The organism is Bacillus sp. SKDU12 (assembly GCF_010093085.1).
GTDB classification, from domain to species: domain Bacteria; phylum Bacillota; class Bacilli; order Bacillales; family Bacillaceae; genus Bacillus; species Bacillus mexicanus.
Window position 1 is genome coordinate 548,475 of the sequence record NZ_MSRC01000007.1, and the last position, 18,187, is coordinate 566,661.

Below are 18,187 nucleotides of genomic sequence, written 5' to 3' on the forward strand. Positions count from 1 at the left end.
AAAAATGGCGGAAATTAAGGTACCTGAATTAGCAGAATCAATCTCAGAAGGAACAATAGCCCAATGGTTGAAGCAGCCTGGTGATTATGTAGAACAGGGTGAATATCTGCTTGAACTGGAAACGGATAAAGTAAATGTCGAGTTGACAGCAGAAGAATCGGGTGTACTTCAAGAGGTATTGAAAGATTCGGGTGATACCGTCCAGGTCGGGGAAATAATCGGTACGATTTCTGAAGGCGCAGGAGAAAGTTCTGCCTCTGCTCCTTCAGAGAAAGCTGAAAGCAAGGAAGAACAGCAAACAGAACCAACGGCACAAGAGGTGAGTGAAGAAGCGCAAACCGATGCGAAATCAAGAACGGTCGCTTCTCCTTCAGCCCGTAAGCTGGCGAGAGAAAAAGGAATTGACCTTTCTCAGATTCCAACGGGAGACCCGTTGGGAAGAGTGCGCAAGCAGGATGTCGAAGCGTACGACAAACCTTCGAAGCCGGCTCCTCAGCCAAAACAACAGCAGCCTCAGGCGCAAAAAGCACAGCAAAGCTTTGACAAACCCGTCGAAGTGAAAAAAATGTCACGCCGCAGACAAACGATTGCAAAACGCCTCGTAGAGGTACAGCAAACATCAGCGATGCTGACTACATTTAACGAAGTAGATATGACGGCTGTCATGAATCTCAGAAAACGCCGTAAAGATCAATTCTTAGAACAAAACGAAGTGAAGCTCGGATTTATGTCTTTCTTTACGAAAGCGGTCGTCGCTGCATTGAAGAAATATCCGCTCTTAAATGCGGAAATTCAAGGAGATGAGCTGATCGTTAAGAAATTCTACGATATCGGGATTGCTGTTGCAGCTGAAGAAGGCCTTGTCGTTCCGGTTGTACGGGATGCGGACCGTCTGACATTTGCCGGAATCGAAAAAGAAATCGGCGAGCTTGCGAAAAAAGCGAGAAACAATAAATTAACCCTTAGCGAACTCCAAGGCGGTTCTTTCACGATTACAAACGGGGGGACTTTCGGGTCACTCATGTCTACCCCGATTTTAAACAGCCCTCAAGTCGGCATACTGGGCATGCATAAGATTCAGCTCCGGCCTGTAGCCATTGATGAAGAGCGTTTTGAAAACCGTCCAATGATGTATATTGCTTTATCTTATGATCACCGGATTGTAGATGGTAAAGAAGCTGTAGGTTTCCTCGTGACAATCAAAAATTTACTTGAAGATCCTGAACAGCTTTTATTAGAAGGATAATAAAAAAGGTACATCACTTCATCGTGATGTACCTTTTTTGATATGGGGATTTAAAGAGACAGATTGCGGTTGTTTGATGTTGCTTGTTTCTTTTTCACTTGTTTTGACCAGTATGTTGCAAGCATGGAACCAGAAAGGTTATGCCACACACTGAATATCGCACTGGGAACAGCAGATAGCGGTGAAAAATGCGCTGTAGCCAGTGCGGCCCCCAGCCCTGAGTTTTGCATACCAACTTCGATTGCAATGGCTTTTTGAGATGGATAATCCATTTTAAAAAGCTTTGCGCAAAAAAATCCAAGTAAATATCCGATACCATTATGCAGGATGACAACAGAAAAAATGAGCGCGCCTGATTGAAGCAGATTTTCCCGGTTGCCGCTGACAACAGCAGAGACAATCGCAACGATGCCAATGACAGAAACGAGCGGGAGGGCATGTACTGCTTTTGCCACTTGTTTTCTGAAGCACATTTGGACGATTACGCCTGCAATGATCGGAATTAAAACAGCCTGTAAGATCGAAATAAACAAAGACCCCGGTGAGACAGGCAGCCATTCCTTAGCAAACAGCATAATCAAAAGGGGTGTTAATACAGGAGCCAACAAGGTCGAAATTGTGGTAACAGCAACAGAAAGGGCTGTATTTCCTTTTGCTAAAAATGTCATGACATTAGAGGCTGTTCCCCCAGGGCAGCAGCCGACAAGAATAACACCTACTGCAATTTCAGCTGGAAGTCCCAATCCAAATGCAAGGCCAAAAGCAACGAGCGGCATGATGGTATATTGAAGAATCACTCCGATTATGACATGCCAAGGTTTTCTGACTAGTTCTTTGAAATCATCGGCTTGCAGTGTAAGACCCATTCCAAACATGATAATGCCAAGAAAAATCGTAATATAAGAACTGATCCACGTAAAAAAAGACGGGAAAGAAAATCCCAGCACGGCAAAAACAATCACCCATATGCCAAAGGTTTGTCCTGCGAAATGACTAATTTTTCTAATGATGCCCATCAAAACACTCCTAACCCATGCAAGAACCGCAGCAGAAATTCTTACAGATAATTTGAAACATTCTCTTATTATAATGATTTTTCTGAACAATTCAATATCTATAAACAAATTGCTTTTAGAGTAAAACAATAAATATATTATGTAAACTAATTAAAATGTTCTTGACTATATAAGAAGATATTCTTACAATGAATCTTTATAATGGTTAGACAAATTAGGAGTGATAGGGTGAAGGAAGCGAATCAATGGTCTTCGAAGCTCGGCTTTATTTTAGCCGCGGCAGGATCAGCTATCGGGCTCGGTGCGATATGGAAATTTCCATATGTAGCGGGAACTAGCGGAGGAGGCGCGTTTTTACTAATTTTTATTTTATTTACGCTTTTAATTGGACTGCCTTTACTGTTAGGTGAATTCATCATAGGCAGAAAAACACAGAAAGACGCCGTACAGTCCTATAAAACACTCGCTCCGAAAACGAAATGGCATTGGATCGGTTATTTAGGCATGGTAACATGCTTTATTCTTTTATCTTTTTACAGTGTCGTCGGCGGGTGGATTTTAATTTATATTACAAAAGGCTTTACTGGCGGTTTATCGCAAACATCTGGTTTTGATGAGATATTTGCAAATACGATTTCAAATCCTTATATGGCTGTAGGGGGCCAGCTGCTCTTTATGGTAGTGACCATTCTTGTTGTTGCAAAAGGAGTTAGCAGCGGAATTGAAAAAGCGAGCCAAGTATTAATGCCGGCGCTTTTCATTTTATTTGTTGTTTTAATGGTTCGTTCAGTTACACTGGATGGCGCGATGGAAGGGCTCAAGTTTTTCTTGATGCCTGATTTTTCAGCGATTGACGCCAATACGATTTTATACGCGATGGGCCAATCCTTTTTCTTATTAAGTGTCGGTGTATCTGTCATGGTAACGTATAGCTCTTATTTAGAGAAACAGGAAAATCTGGTGCAGTCGGCTGTATCAGTAACTGTATTGAACATGCTTGTTGCCGTCATGGCGGGTATTGCGATTTTTCCAGCTGTATTTTCATTCGGCCTTAAACCAGACCAAGGGCCGGTTCTGCTATTTAATGTGCTGCCGACTGTGTTTAATCAAATGCCATTCGGAATTATCTTTTTATTAGCATTTTTAATTCTATTTTTATTTGCGGCACTAACATCCGCTTTTTCAATGCTGGAAATTTTAGTCGCAGTCCTTTCAAAAGGTGATGTTAATAAGAGAAAGCGATTCGCTTGGTTAGGCGGAATTGCTATTTTTATTGTCGGAGTGCCGTCTGCATTATCATATGGTATCTTAAGTGATGTCTCTATCTTTCATTTGTCCATTTTTGATGCGGCAGACTATCTCGTGAGCAATATTTTAATGCCATTAGGCGCGTTGTTAATTTCTATTTTTGTTCCGTTAAAAATTCCGAAACAGGATCTATTCGACGAGCTAAAAAGCGGTTCTAATCTCAAGCGGAAGTGGTTTGCGGTTTGGCTGCTGCTTATTCGTTATCTATCTCCTGTTGCCATCATCATCGTATTTTTGCATGTGATCGGCATTTTTTAAACATGAAGCCCCTGGGAAAAGGGGGCTTTTTTTAGTAAAGTTTCCAAACGACTTCTTTTGCTTGCTCGAAACGTTTTTCTGCCTCGCGCCAATCTACAACATTCCACCAATGATCGACATAGCTTGCCCGGTCATTTTTATATTGCAAATAGTAGGCATGTTCCCAGACATCAAGCGGTAAAAGAGGGATCACATCCCATTGGCTGAAGAGCTGGTGCTTTTCTGCTGCTAAAATCTCCAGCCGTCCCGAACGAGGAGCCCAGACCAGAATGGCCCAGCCGACACCTTCCACTTTTTTAGCGGCCTGTGAAAAATGTTCTTTAAAAGCAGAATAGCTTCCAAATGAAAGGTCAATCATTTGAAATAATGTGCCTGTAGGACGCCTTTTTCCGTTTGGATGCATCGAAAACCAAAAAATACTGTGCAAATAATGGCCTGCCCCATGGAAGGCAAGCTCTCTCTCCCAATGAGTGATCAAGTCATAATTCTTGGCTGCTCTCGCTTTTTTCATCTCTGTCTCAGCTTTGTTAAGACCGTCAACATAGCTCTGGTGGTGCTTCGTATGGTGAAGGAACATGATGTCGCGTGAGATATAGGGCTCTAAGGCGGAATATTTGTAAGGAAGCTTCGGCAGCACATGTTTTCCTATTGGAACATAGGCGCGCCGTTCACTTGTACCTTCTGATTCTGTAATATCCCGGTAAAGAGCAGCAGCCTGCTGATACCAATCTTCTTCTGTTGTTTGGTGATCTTCCAGCGCTTCAATCATTTCGTCAATTTGGTTTTCAAACAGATCAAGCTGTCCCCGTTTTTGGATCTGATCCTTCAAAGCTTCACACCAGTTGAACATCTCCGTTTGATAGGCTTCACGTTTCATTTGCTGTCTCCTTTTCAATAGAATTCAAATACCTCCCGACCGCCAGCAAAGAGAAGACATATGGATAACTGTGATAGCGGATATAAAATTGCTTTGGCAATCCGATTCCTGCCGGATAAGCCAAGCTATCGGCGCTATGAGAACTCTTATTAATAAGGTATCGCATACCCTTCACAACAGTTGGGTGTTCGGATTTTTCGTATGTGAGCAAAGCGTCTAAAGCCCAGGCCGTTTGTACAATGGTCCCTTTATGAAGCGGGACGTACGTCTTGGCTTCCGCACTTTTACAGGATTCCCCCCAGCTGCCGTCATCAAGCTGTATGGATTTGAGCCAGCGTAAGGCCTTTTGTATAGCAGGGTGCTTTCGGCTAACCCCGCAGGCATGCATACCTGTAAGAGCAGCCCATGTGCCGTAAATGTAGCAAACACCCCATCTCCCGTACCATGATCCGTTTTGTTCTTGATGTTCGAAAAGCCAGTTCACAGCGTGCTGAATTTGTTGATGTTTCTCTGAGAAACCGCCACTTTCGCCTAAAAAATGCAGCACACGCCCGGTAAGATCGGGAGTTGAAGGATCAACTGCCGCGTCCTCGGCTGATTCAAGGGGGAGAAGGCGGATGAGAGGGTGGTTCACATTTTTTTCAAAAGCAGAAAATCCGCCATCATGATTTTGCATTGATAAAAGCCAAGACACTCCTCGCTCCCAAGCTAAAGGAGAATAACTGCGGGGAATCGCTTTTAAGACGGCAGCCGTATCGTCACAGTCGGGATTATTTGTATTGATATTTGAAAAGCCCCAGCCGCCGGGAACTGCACTTGGATTTTTGACAGACCAATCTGCGATTTTAGTATGCTGATGTTCCAGCAAAAAGGCTGTTGCTTTTGTAATAGAGCCGTCTTTTTCGTCCATGCCGTTTTTTTGAAGGGCATAACTGATCAGGGCTGTATCCCAAACAGTTGAAGTAGAGTTTTCCAGATAAGGAATCCCGCTGCATGTTGTGACAAGGGATTTGATACCATTAATCGCTCTTCTGATAACAGGGGAGTAGCGTGACACACCTAGTGACAGAAGACTGTAAACCATAAATATGGTTGCGCTCGCATAGCTGTATAATGTTCCGTCTTTTTCGATTCGGTCCAGCATATATGTTTTAGCTGTCTGTAAGCCCAGCTGTTGAAAAGCGAAAGGTGCCTGAAAAATGCGCTTCCAATGTGACCAAACAGACGTGAGCTTTCTTTCTTCAAAAGCATCAGAACGAAGCCAAGTGAAAGGGTTTTTCGTCATGTGCGGATCGAGATGGTGAAGAGATGGAATATTGCGGTTTTTAAGAACAAATCGCTGATTGAGTGTGACAGCCATAGGAGCAAAATGAATCCGGGCATATGCGCTGAACTGATAGAAATGAACCGGTAACGTCGGGGGGAGCGCCATGAGTGATAAGGGTAAATGCAAAATAGGCCAAGGATAAAGACCGTTTGCGGCAAGCATCCATTTTGTCATGAAATGAACATGTCTCAAACCGCCATGTGAAATGATAAATTGTTCAGCTTTTCTCATGTGCGGGTCAGACCTGTGAAAACACCCTGATGCCAGCATCCCGATATACCCTTGGACGGTAGCTGTTATATTTCCGCTCCTTTCATCGGGGTAATTGATGAATGTCCCATCGGGCTGCTGTTTTTCGCGAATGCCGGCCGCAAGCGCTGATATCAATTCTTGTTCATTCTCACCTTCATCCAGCGAGGTGAGGAGCAAAATAAAAAAGGAATTTGTCATCATTGGTCCTTCAAAGCAAAATCTCCACGAACCGTCAGCGTTTTGCCTGTCTTTTAACGCTGTAATGGTTTTCTTTTGATAACGCCTCACTTCCTCCTGAAGTGTGCCCATCACGTTCAACTCCTTCAGAAGCATATATATTCAGCATCTTTTACCGCCATTACAGAAAGAAAAAAACTGCTGGCGGTCAGCAGTTTTTTGACATACATGTTAGTCTTCGAGATTTATCCAAACACTTTTAACTTCTGTGTAGTTATCTAAGGCATATGATCCCATTTCTCGTCCGAGTCCGGACTGTTTATAGCCGCCAAAAGGAGATGCCGCATCAAACACATTATAGCAGTTCACCCAGATGGTTCCTGCTTGAAGGCGGTCAGCGATATAATGGGCGTGCTTGACGTTTTCTGTCCATAGTCCGGCCGCGAGTCCATATTCTGATTGGTTTGCTCGTTCAATGACTTCATCGACTGTATCGTACGGAATGGCAGTCAGCACAGGTCCGAAAATTTCTTCTTTTGCGATCGTCATCTCGTCTTCAACATTCGCAAATACAGTCGGTGCGACGAAATATCCTTCTTCAAAAGGACAGCTTCCGCCTGTCACTGCTTTTGCTCCTTCGTCTTTACCTTTTTGAATATAGGAAAGAACACGTTCATGCTGTTCCTTACTCACGAGTGGGCCGATTTGCGTATCCTTATGAAGGCCTGCTCCTTGACGGAGTGATTCAGCATAAGAGACCATCTCATTGACGACTTCATCATACTGTTCTTTATGAATGAAGACACGTGAGCCTGCACAGCAGACTTGCCCTTGATTAAACATCACGCCATGTAAAGCGCCTGGAATCGCTTTTTTTAAGTTGGCATCAGGCAGAAGAATATTAGGAGATTTTCCGCCCAGCTCCAAGGTAACGCGCTTAATGCTTTTCGCAGCCGTGGACATGATTTTCTTTCCGATTTCAGTTGATCCTGTAAAGGCAATTTTATCAACCGCTTCATGGTTTGTTAGCGCGTCTCCGGCATCTTCACCGAATCCCGGAATGATATTGATGACACCGGCAGGGAATCCGGCTTGGTCAATTAACTCTGCTAAATAAAGCGCCGAAAGCGGTGTTTGTTCAGCCGGCTTGAGCACGATTGTACAGCCTGTTGCAAGAGCCGCGCCCATTTTCCACATCGCCATCAGGAGCGGGAAATTCCATGGAATGATCTGGCCGACGACGCCGACAGGCTCATGGCGGGTGTAATTAAAATAAGCGCCGGAAACTGGAATCGTCTGCCCAGTTATTTTTGTACACCAGCCAGCGTAATAGCGCATATGTTCAATAGCCAGTGGTATATCTCCATTTGTCGTTTCATTTATCGGTTTTCCGTTATCAAGCGTTTCAAGCTGAGCAAGCTCAGTTTTATGCTCTTCCATTAAGTCAGCCAGCTTATACATCAGTCTGCTTCTTGAAGCTGGAGACATTGTTCTCCATTCGCCTTGGTCAAAGGCTTTCCGGGCAGCTTTAACCGCTTTGTCCACATCCTCAGCCTCAGCTTTATACAGGGTCATTAATGTCTCGCCGATCGCTGGGTTGGGCGTATCAAAGGTTGCCCCTGAGGCACTCGGAACAAACTTTCCGTCAATATAAAGCTTCTTTGTTCCTTGTAAAAATGTCTCCAGCCTTTTTGTCACTTGCATCGTTAAAGAACTCATCCGTAACAAACCTCCAGTCAATTTTTATGGTCTGTTTTGAGACTCTTGGTGATAGCACATAGATTCGTTGATTGAATAGCAGAAATAAACTGTGATATTTTCTGGGAAAGTAAGCGCATACAAACATTCTATAATAGGAAACAAGGCAAAATCAATGAATAACTGATATTGCAATTTACAAAAGAAAAAAGCTACAATAAGCTTATAGATATGTAAAGGAGATTTCGTTTATGATTCATAACAATTGGCTTGAAAAAGAAACAATCAAAAAGGTGAAATGTGTGCAGACAAACGCTAAAAAATATATTGTGAACCGCGTTTTAACGCCTGGAAAAGAATATGAAGTGAAAAACGAAACTGAGGAATTTCTCTTTGTCATCGACAATACAAATAAAGTTGGCGGCTATTATAAAGAATACTTCCAAGAGGTTTAATGCTTGCATAAGCAGAGAATTTAAAAAATCGCAGCCTGAGCTGCGGTTTTTTCTATGGGTGAAACAGGAAAAATAAAACAAAACCAATGAAAAACTTTAAAAATATTGCTGAATATTGAAACTTTTTCTCTGCGCGTGCGTATTACATATGACAATCGTACAAAAGCTGAAAAACATATCAAAAATTTGAAAAATGTAATCTGTTCGTAATGGTTTAAATGTCTTCTATGTCGTATTCTTATATAGGGATAAAGGACTTATTTTTATGTAGTGAACAATAAAAAACAATAGATACATGCAGAAAGAGGGGTTCTTCATTGGGTATTTTTTCTGTTAGCAGATCAACGGATGCAAAGAAGCTTGAAGCTTTGCTTGTTGAGGGAGAAAGAATAGAATCGATTTATAAGCTCCGGGTAGACCACATTTGCTTTACAAATAAGCGGATTATTTTCTTTGACAATAAAATGTTTTCTAAAAAGAAGGTTCGTGTATTCCTTCCATATAAATCAATTGAGAGCTTTGCGATCCAAGAAGCGGGCATATTTGACCCGGACACTGGACTTTTATTGATGACCAGAAGCAAAACGTTCGAATTGGAATTTGCCAAAGACACCGATTTAAGCGAAGTTCAAGCGGTGCTGACAAGGCACTTGTGCAGCTGAATATTGATGAGCCGGCCGTTTAAAAATGGTGAGGCTTTTTTTATATACAAAAGAACAGGGCATGTCAGCCCTGTTCTTTTTACACGACACTGTTTTTCGCTGAGTTCGAATCGACAACATCTGCATCTAACACATTTGAAATCGGGATGACAAGGGGAGTAAAGTCGCCATTTTCTTCTCCAAAACCTTGGTTGATTTTAGCTGATAAAAAGTAATCGACCTGCTGATATGGTCCGAGTGTTAAAGACGAACCGCGATCCATCGTATTGATTTTAAATCCGCCGACGTTGACGACGGAGGGCGAAAAGAACATTTCGTCACTTCCTTTTGATCGAGTTGACCGCATCACTTTCAAAAGATGCAGGAGAATCAATTTGGTCCCTGTCATCCACATGGCTTTTGGTGCCCATAAAACCGCTTGCATCTCCAAAATTTTGTCCGTAGCCTTGATTTTTTTTATCTGAATTTTGCCAATCTGCCAATAAATTTTGTCCTACATTTACCGCTGAAGCATTTTCAAAGGAATTAATTTTGAGCATGAAAATATTAATATTGATATACGGAGTTGGTTGAACCACAGGAAAACCTCCTTTCTATAGTTGTATGCCGGCGGTTATAAAGTATGTTAAGACAGGGGGCTTCAAATGGACTTCGAAAAGATGAAGCAATGGATGGAATTCGCACAGCAGATGTACGGCGGTGATTTTTGGAAACAGGTATTTGATGAAGATCAGAAAACCCCTTTTATGACAAATGGTCAATCTCCGTTTCCGTTTTCGCAGCAGGATCAGCGAGGGAAAGAAGGTCATTCATTTCCAAGTATGGATATTGTAGATACCGTTACAGAGGTACAGTTTTTAATTTATCTTCCAGGCTACCGGAAGCAGGATGTTCACATATTATCTTATGGAGATTATCTAGTCGTGAAGGGACAGCGTTTTTCCTATTTTAATGAACAGGACTTTCGTCAACAAGAGGGGAAATACGGAAGTTTTGAGAAGAAAATCCCGCTTTCCGACCATCTTCATGGAAAAATGAGTGCCATTTTCAAAGACGGAATCCTATACATCACCATTCAAAAAGACGAGAGTCAAGCGAAAACAGTTGTTATTGATGATTGATTTTCATACTGAGCGCATCTGTCCCATCACGATCATCAATTGATTCAATAGGAATGACGATAACAACAAAATCTGCGTTTTGTTCCCCAAAACCGTTATTTCTTTTAATCGCAGAGCACTTATTTCTTATATCCGCGGAACCGAAAGTAAGAGATGAGCCGGTGCCAATCGTGTTATTTTTGAAATGAGAAATGTTGATGCAAGTCGGAAGCATGAAAACCTCTCCTTTCTGTGGGGTATACCTCATTATATATTGCAGACAAAAGAGGAGTATGCAAAGGGTCGTGATGTCATGAAAAAAATGCTCCGTTCGCTGATCAGGCATTGTATGAAACCAGAGCTTGACAAACTGCATGAATATGAAAAAAGACTTTCACTGCTTGAAAAGCAAAAACAAAGCAGCAACGATGAATCTGACGAAACCTATATACATATTGAAACGCTGCATGTCGAAAAAATTGATTATCATCTTGAATTCGGCGAGCTGACCATAGATGAACTCAGCGGAAAACTAAATATAGGAGCAACATATTATATACCGCCAGAAGAGAAGGACAAAAAGTGCCAGCGAAAACCCGAAACACCACCATCCCCGGCGGTCACGATCCGTTCAAAAAAGCAGTAGCCCATCTTTTTATCAAACCTTCCATGTTTGACAGGCGGTGAAACGGGAAACAGGATAGAAAGGAGAGGATATACATGGCATTGACAAAAGAACAAACACAGCATCTCTATCATAAATTGCTCGATATGCAAAAAGAATTGTCTGGCGAGAAGAAGAAAACAGAATCAATGACAGAAGAAGTGGGCGAGCTTTCCAATGGGGTTGACAACCATATGGCAGACCACGGCACACTCGTCACAGACCGGATGACAGATCAAACGGTGAGAGAGGTTGACCGGGAACTATTGGAAGAGGTCAATCACGCATTACAAAAAATGAAAGACGGAACGTATGGCGTATGTGAAAAAACCGGTCAAGACATTCCTTACGAAAGGCTTGAAGTGGTTCCCTATGCAAGAATGACAGTTGACGCTCAAGCTGATATGGAGGATGATCTGGACACAGATGCTCCATCATACGAAAGAGAGTTTCACGAACAAGTAAAAGATCTGTCCAATAAAGAAACGATTGACCAAAAAAGTTCACAGACATATGAGATTTTGGATCGTGAACAGGATTCGAAGTGAAAATGGCAAGCAAGTACACCGATATAAGTGAGGTGCACTTGCTTTTTTTTATGAAAAAATCTCATATTCGAAATAAAGTGATTGACTTTGCGTAAAAAAGAAAGTAACATACTATTTGTAAGTAAATATAAAAAGTTTACCAGGAGGAATACAAATGTCTACAGTATTATTTGTAAAATCAAGCGACCGTACAGCCGAAGAAGGCGTTTCAACTAAACTTTACGAAGCTTTCTTAGCTTCTTATAAAGAAAACAACCCTGCTGATGAAGTGGTTGAATTAGATCTTCATAAAGAGAACCTACCTTACCTTGGAAGAGATATGATTAACGGAACATTTAAAGCAAGCCAAGGAATGGAAATGACAGAAGAAGAGAAAAAACAAGCGGCAATTGCTGACAAATATTTAAATCAGTTTGTAAAAGCTGACAAAGTTGTTTTCGCATTCCCGCTCTGGAACTTCGCAGTGCCAGCAGTTCTTCATACTTATGTTGATTATCTGTCTCGTGCAGGCGTTACATTCAAATACACACAAGAAGGACCAGTTGGTTTAATGGGCGACAAAAAAGTTGCGCTTCTTAACGCACGGGGCGGCATTTACTCTGAAGGACCAATGGCTTCACTTGAAATGTCATTAAACTTCATGAAAACTGTTCTTGGTTTCTGGGGTGTTCAAGACGTGCACACAGTTGTTATCGAAGGACATAACGCAGCACCTGATCAAGCACAAGCAATCATTGAAAACGGTTTACAAGAAGCAAAAGATCTTGCTGCAAAATTCTAATTACGACAAAACTCCTATCCATGCGATAGGAGTTTTTTTGCGTACATTATAATAGAAGAAAGTGATCATTCGTTTTTACTGTACTGGCTGTTTTTTTCTATTGTGATATATTTTTTTGTTTGTCGAATGATCATATATAATAGCGAAATAACTGTTTTGATGGGTGAAAAAAATTTTTCTAAACAATTGTTCCACCCCCTTGATAAAAATCGACTGATGGTGTACTATATAAAAGAAGCTACTTTGTACGTATTGTTAATTAAGTTTTAACCTTTAAGCTGTAATAGGGAGTTTTATATCGAAACTGGAATGTCATGCCTCCATTGAAGAGGACGACAGGAATGTTTCTGCAAACACCCACTTTGAGGAGTGGTGGTTTAAAACTTTCTTACTTGCATACGGCAAGATGTAGCGAAAGCCATTTCCCTTTGGAAATGGCTTTTTATTTTGTCTGAAAAAAGCAGGCGTACTTAAAAATTCAATTTCTGCACGAAAGAAATGCAGGCTGTTTATTTATGATATGATGGGAGAAATTCAAGGTGAAGCGAGGTTTACACGTTATGTTACAAAGAGCCCAATCCCTGCTGGCTCATTATTTTGGTTATGAAAAACTCCGCAACGGGCAAGAAGAAGTGATCCGCTCGGTGACGGAAGAAAAACAAAACACGGTTTGCATTATGCCGACGGGAGGAGGCAAGTCGATTTGCTATCAAATTCCCGCACTGATGTTTGAAGGGACAACGATTGTCATTTCGCCTTTGATTTCCTTGATGAAAGATCAGGTAGATGCTTTGGAAGAAGCGGGAATTAACGCCGCCTACATTAACAGCACACAATCCAATCAGGAAATATATGAGAGGCTGAATGGACTGAAAGAAGGGGCCTATAAGCTTTTTTACATTACCCCAGAGCGATTAACGTCCCCAGAGTTTATTCGGATTTTGCAGGGCATTGATATTCCTTTAGTCGCAATAGACGAGGCACACTGTATTTCTCAATGGGGCCACGATTTCAGGCCCAGCTACAGAAATATTGAAATTTTGTTCCATGAATTACAGGACAAACCCGTCATTATGGCATTAACAGCAACAGCAACGCCTGAGGTTCATGAGGATATATGCAAACAGCTGCATATTCAAAAAGAAAATACGGTATATACCGGGTTTTCCCGAGACAATTTAACCTTTAAAGTTGCAAAGGGAGAAAATAAAGACCGTTATATTGATGATTATGTGAAAAACAACAAACATGAAGCAGGCATTATCTATACAGCGACGAGAAAAGAAGCTGATCGGATTTATGAGAGATTGAAACGAAATCAGGTCAGTGCAGGACGATATCACGGAGGTTTGGCTGATAATGTGAGAAAAGAGCAGCAGGAAAAATTTCTTAATGATGAGCTGCAAGTGATGGTCGCAACCTCTGCTTTTGGAATGGGTATTGATAAATCTAATATTAGGTTTGTTCTGCATGCTCAAATTCCGAAAGATATGGAAAGCTACTATCAAGAGGCTGGACGAGCTGGGCGAGATGGCCTTCCCGGTGAATGTGTACTCCTGTTTTCACCACAGGATATTATGGTGCAGCGTTTTTTAATTGAACAATCAGAGCATGAAGAGAAACAGAAACAGGATTTAAAAAAGCTGAGACAAATGGTCGACTATTGTCATACGGAAGACTGTCTGCAGCGTTTTATCCTAATGTATTTCGGAGAAAAGGAGCCTGATATGTGCGGACAGTGCGGAAATTGCACTGATACAAGGACGGCTCATGATGTGACACGGGAGGCGCAAATGGTCTTATCGTGTATTATTCGCATGAAAGAACGGTTTGGCAAGACGATGATTGCCCAAGTGCTCGCCGGCTCTAAAAATAAAAAAGTTCTTGAAAACGGCTTTTCCAATCTCTCGACATACGGGATCTTAAAACACCAATCAGTAGGAGAAATCAGTGATTTTATCGAATTTCTCATTTCTGACGATTTTATCAGAATGTCAGATGGAACATTTCCGACTCTTTTTGTCAGCAGCAAAGGAAAAAATGTGCTGAGGGGAGAATGTTCGGTTACGAGGAAAGAAGCGTTAAAAGCTGAAGCGATTACGGAAAATGACGAGTTGTTTGAACGATTGCGGATGGTTCGTAAAGAAATCGCGGCAGAGCAGGGTGTTCCTCCTTTTGTCGTTTTCTCAGATCAAACATTAAAAGAAATGTCAGGGAAACAGCCTGTAAATGATGAAGAACTTTTGTCTATCAAAGGAGTCGGAGAACAAAAAAGAGCAAAATACGGCCGGCTTTTTTTACAAGAAATACAAGCTTATGTACAGGTAACAGACTAGAAAAACAGAAAAACAACCTTTTTTTCTATAAAAAACACATTTTATTTTCTCTTTTTTCCCTCAAAATAAAAAGACTTGCAAAGCCTATTATATCAGGGGATCAGCAAGTCTTTCCAGCAGAGAGAAATCCTTCATGTAAAGGAACTGTAATCTAAATCAAATCTTTTTGTTATTGATTTGACATTTGCATGTGTTACGATATCACCTGTTAGCCGCCAATAAAAAGCTAACAAGGGAGGATTTACTTATGAAGAAGACGATTATGTCCTTTGTAGCAGTTGCTGCACTTTCAACAACTGCGTTCGGAGCTCACGCTTCTGCAAAAGAAATCACGGTGCAAAAGGGTGATACGCTCTGGGGAATCTCTCAGAAAAACGGAGTGAACCTAAAGGACTTAAAAGAATGGAACAAGTTAACTTCTGATAAAATCTTTACAGGAGATAAGCTGTCCATTTCTTCAGAAGAAACAGCCACTACTGGGCAATATACAATTAAAGCGGGAGACACGCTGACAAAGATTGCTCAACAATTCGGAACAACAGTGAATAACTTGAGAGTTTGGAATAACCTAAGCTCTGACATGATCTATGCTGGATCAACACTTTCAGTAAAAGGTCAGGCAACAGCAGCAAACGCAGTTACTGAGAATACGCAAACGAGCGCACCTCAAGCTGAAACAAAACAAGAAGCTGTGCAAAAAGAGCAACCTAAACAAGAAACAGTACAACAACCAAAAACAAAAGCTGCAGCAACAACTTCTGCTCCTGCAGAAGAAAAGGCTGTTCAATCTAATACAAATCATCATGAAGCTTCAAAAGAACTAACAGTTACTGCTACTGCTTACACTGCTAACGACGGCGGCATTTCCGGCGTTACAGCAACAGGCGTTGACTTAAATAAGAACCCGAACGCGAAAGTGATCGCGGTGGATCCTAATGTGATTCCGCTAGGTTCTAAAGTTTATGTCGAAGGTTATGGTGAAGCAACAGCAGCAGACACTGGCGGCGCTATTAATGGAAATAAAATTGACGTCTTTGTACCCAATAAAAGCGATGCATCTAATTGGGGCGTCAAAACTGTAAATGTAAAAATCTTAAACTAATTATATAGACTGTGATGAAAGACGCGAGCTTTGGCTTGTGTCTTTTTTTGTTATGTTTAGAGAGGTTTTTGCTGTGTGAAAAATGGGTAGATGGTAAATGCACCTGTTATCTGACTATTTGCAGAAGGAGTTGCTGGCCGTTGCTTTGGATTGTTGTATCTTTTCTGGCTATTAATATTGGGATATTTCTATTTTCATGGCAGAGAACAAGAAAGGTTAACTTAAAATCGTCCGATGGGTATTTTCTCGGAGGGAGAAGTCTTACTGCGTTATACATTGGAAGCTCGCTGCTGTTAACCAATTTATCAACCGAGCAGATGGTCGGGTTAAATGGACAAAGCTATGCAGGGTCTATGACAGCGATGTCATGGGAAGCGAGTGCACCGCTCGCATTAATCTTCCTTGCACTTGTCTTTCTGCCCCGTTATTTGAAAACAGGAATTACCACGATACCTGATTTTTTGGAACAGCGATTTGACCAAAGAACAAGGCAGATTGTTTCTGTGCTTCTTATTATTGGCTACGCAGTTTCATTCCTGCCGACAGTACTTTATTCAGGGGCTCTCGTGTTAAATCAAGTGTTCCATATTACAGAGACACTCGGCATCAGCACATTTATGGCTGTGCTGCTGATATCTATGATCATTGGCATAACAAGCTGCTGTTATATCTTTTTGGGCGGCTTGAAAGCTGCTGCCTCAGCTGATGCTATATATGGAATCGGATTAATATTAGGCGGTTTTTTTATTGTGATATTAGGTGTCCTTGCAGTCGGACAAGGCAGCTTCGGGGGCGGAGTGGCACAATTGACCTCTTTACATACGGAAAAACTCAATTCCATTGATGTCAGCAATTCGGCAGATGTGCCATGGCCGACGATTTTAACAGGACTATTAGTGAACAACCTCTTTTACTGGGCTGTTAACCAAGCAATCGTTCAGCGGACATTAGGAGCGAAAAATCTAGCTGAAGGACAGAAGGGCGCTCTTTTAGCAGGTTTCTTTAAACTTATCGGTGTGTTTTATTTAGTCGTTCCAGGAGTTATTGCTTTTCATTTATACGGGAGCGGAATAAAAAATGCTGACAGTGTTTATCCTCGTCTGATCGTCGATCTATTGCCGGTATCCCTCACTGGTGTATTTGCGGCTATTTTATTCGGAGCGATTTTGAGCTCGTTCAACGGCTCCCTGAACAGCACCATCACCTTGTTTACGCTGGACATATACAAACCGTTATGTAAGCCTCATGCGGATGAAGCTGACCTCGTCAAAACAGGGCGGATTTTCGTCGCGATTCTTGGAGGTATATCAATTATCATTGCGCCCTTTATTTTATATGCGCCATCAGGACTATACAGCTACCTTCAGGAAATGTTCGGATTTTTGAATGTCCCGATATTGGCAGCGGTTGTCGTTGGTTTCTTTACAAAAAAAGTGCCGGCTTTAGCTGTGAAAATAGCGATACCAGCACACATTGTTTTATACGGCCTGTCAAAAATCTATTTAGGCCACATTCATTTTCTGTACATTCTTGCTGTACTCTTTCCATTTTCAGTTGCTGTTATGCTATTGACAGGGAAGCTGTGTCCCAGAAAAACAGAATATCAGATTGATCACAATCCACAAGTGGATATATCGCCTTGGAAGCATGTAAAGCTGGCGTCCTGTATTCTTATCGTTTTGGTCGCGGCGACGTACCTTTTGTTTTCTCCTTGGGGAATTGCAGATTAAAAAAGGATCTTGGCAGGTGCTAAGATCCTTTTTTATTTAAACCAGCCTTTTTCCTTTGAACGGGTAATGGCTTCTATTCGGTTTTTCACTTCAAGCTTTTCTAAAATCATTGAGATATAATTTCGCACCGTTCCATTTTTGATGCTCAGTTCCTGAGCGATTTCTTTTGTGTTTTTTCCGTCAGCCACAAGTTCAAGCACTTCTTTTTCTCTGTCAGTAAGAGGGTTTGCCTCACTGTATATGTCCTCCATCAGTTCAGGTGCATAAATGCGTTTTCCGTTCATGACGCTTCGGATAGCGCTTGCGAGTTCTTCGCTCGGGCTGTCTTTTAATAAATAGCCCTTGACGCCTGCTTTAATGGCTCTTTGAAAATAACCGGGTCTGGCAAAGGTGGTTAAGATGATTATTTTGCAGGCCGTGCCCTTTAACTCTTCAGCTGCTTCAAGCCCTGATTTCCCTGGCATTTCAATGTCCATCATGCATATATCAGGCTGATGTTTTTTGACAAACTCAACAGCCTCTTGCCCGTTTGTGCCTTTTCCGACGACTTCCATATCGTCTTCTAAGTTTAGAAGCGATCCTAAAGCGCCCAAGAGCATTTGCTGGTCTTCCGCAATAAATATCCGAATCATGTAAGTCATCCTTTTTTG

The 18,187-nt window shown here is 41.7% G+C and carries 19 protein-coding genes and 1 other RNA gene; 12 read left to right on the forward strand and 8 right to left on the reverse strand.

Annotation, left to right across the window (positions count from 1 at the left end):
- Positions 1-4: 4 nt before the first annotated feature.
- A complete protein-coding gene (odhB, locus tag BTW01_RS09500; RefSeq protein WP_162102742.1) occupies positions 5-1,246 on the forward strand; it encodes a 2-oxoglutarate dehydrogenase complex dihydrolipoyllysine-residue succinyltransferase in 1,242 nt (413 codons plus the stop codon).
- Between the two features lie 50 nt (positions 1,247-1,296).
- Here the strand turns inward: odhB and BTW01_RS09505 are convergent, their stop codons facing one another.
- Positions 1,297-2,262, reverse strand: coding sequence for a bile acid:sodium symporter family transporter (locus tag BTW01_RS09505; RefSeq protein ID WP_162102743.1), 966 nt, complete (start codon positions 2,260-2,262; stop codon positions 1,297-1,299).
- A gap of 228 nt (positions 2,263-2,490) precedes the next feature.
- Here BTW01_RS09505 and BTW01_RS09510 point away from each other — a divergent pair, with 228 nt between their 5' ends.
- Entirely contained in the window at positions 2,491-3,828 is a 1,338-nt protein-coding gene (locus tag BTW01_RS09510) for a sodium-dependent transporter (RefSeq protein WP_162102744.1), read from the forward strand.
- A 31-nt stretch (positions 3,829-3,859) separates the two neighbouring features.
- On the opposite strand, the gene BTW01_RS09515 is transcribed toward BTW01_RS09510, so the two are convergent.
- The 3 genes from BTW01_RS09515 to dhaS form a co-directional block, all read right to left on the reverse strand.
- Positions 3,860-4,705: a superoxide dismutase gene (locus BTW01_RS09515; protein ID WP_162102745.1), complete on the reverse strand. Its 846-nt coding sequence runs from the start codon at positions 4,703-4,705 to the stop codon at positions 3,860-3,862.
- Positions 4,695-6,593, reverse strand: coding sequence for a prenyltransferase/squalene oxidase repeat-containing protein (locus BTW01_RS09520; protein WP_162102746.1), 1,899 nt, complete (start codon positions 6,591-6,593; stop codon positions 4,695-4,697). The genes BTW01_RS09515 and BTW01_RS09520 overlap by 11 nt, the downstream gene beginning before the upstream one ends.
- A 99-nt stretch (positions 6,594-6,692) precedes the next feature.
- Positions 6,693-8,180 carry an aldehyde dehydrogenase DhaS gene (gene dhaS / locus BTW01_RS09525; RefSeq protein ID WP_162102747.1) on the reverse strand — a complete coding sequence of 496 codons (1,488 nt, stop codon included), beginning with the start codon at positions 8,178-8,180 and terminating at the stop codon, positions 6,693-6,695.
- Between the two features lie 230 nt (positions 8,181-8,410).
- Between dhaS and BTW01_RS09530 the strand changes: the two genes are divergently transcribed.
- Together BTW01_RS09530 and BTW01_RS09535 are read left to right on the forward strand one after the other, a co-directional pair.
- Positions 8,411-8,614: a DUF6501 family protein gene (locus tag BTW01_RS09530; RefSeq protein WP_162102748.1), complete on the forward strand. Its 204-nt coding sequence runs from the start codon at positions 8,411-8,413 to the stop codon at positions 8,612-8,614.
- 317 nt (positions 8,615-8,931) lie between these two features.
- A complete protein-coding gene (locus BTW01_RS09535; RefSeq protein ID WP_162102749.1) occupies positions 8,932-9,276 on the forward strand; it encodes a PH domain-containing protein in 345 nt (114 codons plus the stop codon).
- 79 nt (positions 9,277-9,355) lie between these two features.
- On the opposite strand, the gene BTW01_RS09540 is transcribed toward BTW01_RS09535, so the two are convergent.
- Both BTW01_RS09540 and BTW01_RS09545 read right to left on the reverse strand, forming a co-directional pair.
- Positions 9,356-9,589 carry a hypothetical protein gene (locus BTW01_RS09540; RefSeq protein WP_162102750.1) on the reverse strand — a complete coding sequence of 78 codons (234 nt, stop codon included), beginning with the start codon at positions 9,587-9,589 and terminating at the stop codon, positions 9,356-9,358.
- A 4-nt stretch (positions 9,590-9,593) separates the two neighbouring features.
- Complete coding sequence (locus BTW01_RS09545) at positions 9,594-9,854, reverse strand: hypothetical protein (RefSeq protein ID WP_024715385.1); 261 nt, start codon at positions 9,852-9,854, stop codon at positions 9,594-9,596.
- A gap of 66 nt (positions 9,855-9,920) precedes the next feature.
- Here BTW01_RS09545 and yocM point away from each other — a divergent pair, with 66 nt between their 5' ends.
- Positions 9,921-10,397 carry a salt stress-responsive protein YocM gene (gene yocM / locus BTW01_RS09550; protein WP_162102751.1) on the forward strand — a complete coding sequence of 159 codons (477 nt, stop codon included), beginning with the start codon at positions 9,921-9,923 and terminating at the stop codon, positions 10,395-10,397.
- On the opposite strand, the gene BTW01_RS09555 is transcribed toward yocM, so the two are convergent.
- A complete protein-coding gene (locus BTW01_RS09555; RefSeq protein ID WP_162102752.1) occupies positions 10,384-10,611 on the reverse strand; it encodes a hypothetical protein in 228 nt (75 codons plus the stop codon). The genes yocM and BTW01_RS09555 overlap by 14 nt on opposite strands.
- A 78-nt stretch (positions 10,612-10,689) precedes the next feature.
- On the opposite strand from BTW01_RS09555, the gene BTW01_RS09560 reads away from it, so the two are divergent.
- The 7 genes from BTW01_RS09560 (at position 10,690) to BTW01_RS09590 (ending at position 17,537) form a co-directional block, all read left to right on the forward strand.
- Positions 10,690-11,022 (forward strand): hypothetical protein, encoded by a 333-nt coding sequence (locus tag BTW01_RS09560; RefSeq protein ID WP_162102753.1) that lies wholly within the window; start codon positions 10,690-10,692, stop codon positions 11,020-11,022.
- 74 nt (positions 11,023-11,096) lie between these two features.
- Complete coding sequence (locus BTW01_RS09565) at positions 11,097-11,588, forward strand: TraR/DksA family transcriptional regulator (RefSeq protein ID WP_162102754.1); 492 nt, start codon at positions 11,097-11,099, stop codon at positions 11,586-11,588.
- Positions 11,589-11,742: 154 nt separating this feature from the next.
- Positions 11,743-12,369 carry an FMN-dependent NADH-azoreductase AzoJ gene (azoJ, locus tag BTW01_RS09570; protein ID WP_162102755.1) on the forward strand — a complete coding sequence of 209 codons (627 nt, stop codon included), beginning with the start codon at positions 11,743-11,745 and terminating at the stop codon, positions 12,367-12,369.
- Positions 12,370-12,601: 232 nt separating this feature from the next.
- A non-coding RNA gene (gene ssrS, locus BTW01_RS09575) (6S RNA) lies at positions 12,602-12,788 on the forward strand.
- 141 nt (positions 12,789-12,929) lie between these two features.
- On the forward strand, positions 12,930-14,705 hold the full coding sequence (recQ, locus tag BTW01_RS09580) for a DNA helicase RecQ (RefSeq protein WP_162102821.1): 1,776 nt from the start codon (positions 12,930-12,932) through the stop codon (positions 14,703-14,705).
- 247 nt (positions 14,706-14,952) lie between these two features.
- Positions 14,953-15,807 (forward strand): LysM peptidoglycan-binding and 3D domain-containing protein, encoded by an 855-nt coding sequence (locus tag BTW01_RS09585; protein WP_162102756.1) that lies wholly within the window; start codon positions 14,953-14,955, stop codon positions 15,805-15,807.
- Positions 15,808-15,947: 140 nt separating this feature from the next.
- Positions 15,948-17,537: a solute:sodium symporter family transporter gene (locus tag BTW01_RS09590; protein ID WP_162102757.1), complete on the forward strand. Its 1,590-nt coding sequence runs from the start codon at positions 15,948-15,950 to the stop codon at positions 17,535-17,537.
- 32 nt (positions 17,538-17,569) lie between these two features.
- On the opposite strand, the gene BTW01_RS09595 is transcribed toward BTW01_RS09590, so the two are convergent.
- A complete protein-coding gene (locus BTW01_RS09595; protein ID WP_162102758.1) occupies positions 17,570-18,169 on the reverse strand; it encodes a response regulator transcription factor in 600 nt (199 codons plus the stop codon).
- Between the last annotated feature and the right edge of the window lie 18 nt (positions 18,170-18,187).

Bases quoted from the DNA above. Each gene is read 5' to 3' on its own strand.
- odhB (WP_162102742.1), top strand. From the start codon at position 5: ATGGCGGAAATTAAGGTACCTGAATTAGCAGAATCAATCTCAGAAGGA.
- BTW01_RS09505 (WP_162102743.1), bottom strand. From the start codon at position 2,262: ATGGGCATCATTAGAAAAATTAGTCATTTCGCAGGACAAACCTTTGGC.
- BTW01_RS09515 (WP_162102745.1), bottom strand. From the start codon at position 4,705: ATGAAACGTGAAGCCTATCAAACGGAGATGTTCAACTGGTGTGAAGCT.
- BTW01_RS09520 (WP_162102746.1), bottom strand. From the start codon at position 6,593: ATGGGCACACTTCAGGAGGAAGTGAGGCGTTATCAAAAGAAAACCATT.
- dhaS (WP_162102747.1), bottom strand. From the start codon at position 8,180: ATGAGTTCTTTAACGATGCAAGTGACAAAAAGGCTGGAGACATTTTTA.
- BTW01_RS09530 (WP_162102748.1), top strand. From the start codon at position 8,411: ATGATTCATAACAATTGGCTTGAAAAAGAAACAATCAAAAAGGTGAAA.
- BTW01_RS09540 (WP_162102750.1), bottom strand. From the start codon at position 9,589: ATGTTCTTTTCGCCCTCCGTCGTCAACGTCGGCGGATTTAAAATCAAT.
- yocM (WP_162102751.1), top strand. From the start codon at position 9,921: ATGGACTTCGAAAAGATGAAGCAATGGATGGAATTCGCACAGCAGATG.
- BTW01_RS09555 (WP_162102752.1), bottom strand. From the start codon at position 10,611: ATGCTTCCGACTTGCATCAACATTTCTCATTTCAAAAATAACACGATT.
- BTW01_RS09560 (WP_162102753.1), top strand. From the start codon at position 10,690: ATGAAAAAAATGCTCCGTTCGCTGATCAGGCATTGTATGAAACCAGAG.
- BTW01_RS09565 (WP_162102754.1), top strand. From the start codon at position 11,097: ATGGCATTGACAAAAGAACAAACACAGCATCTCTATCATAAATTGCTC.
- azoJ (WP_162102755.1), top strand. From the start codon at position 11,743: ATGTCTACAGTATTATTTGTAAAATCAAGCGACCGTACAGCCGAAGAA.
- recQ (WP_162102821.1), top strand. From the start codon at position 12,930: ATGTTACAAAGAGCCCAATCCCTGCTGGCTCATTATTTTGGTTATGAA.
- BTW01_RS09585 (WP_162102756.1), top strand. From the start codon at position 14,953: ATGAAGAAGACGATTATGTCCTTTGTAGCAGTTGCTGCACTTTCAACA.
- BTW01_RS09595 (WP_162102758.1), bottom strand. From the start codon at position 18,169: ATGATTCGGATATTTATTGCGGAAGACCAGCAAATGCTCTTGGGCGCT.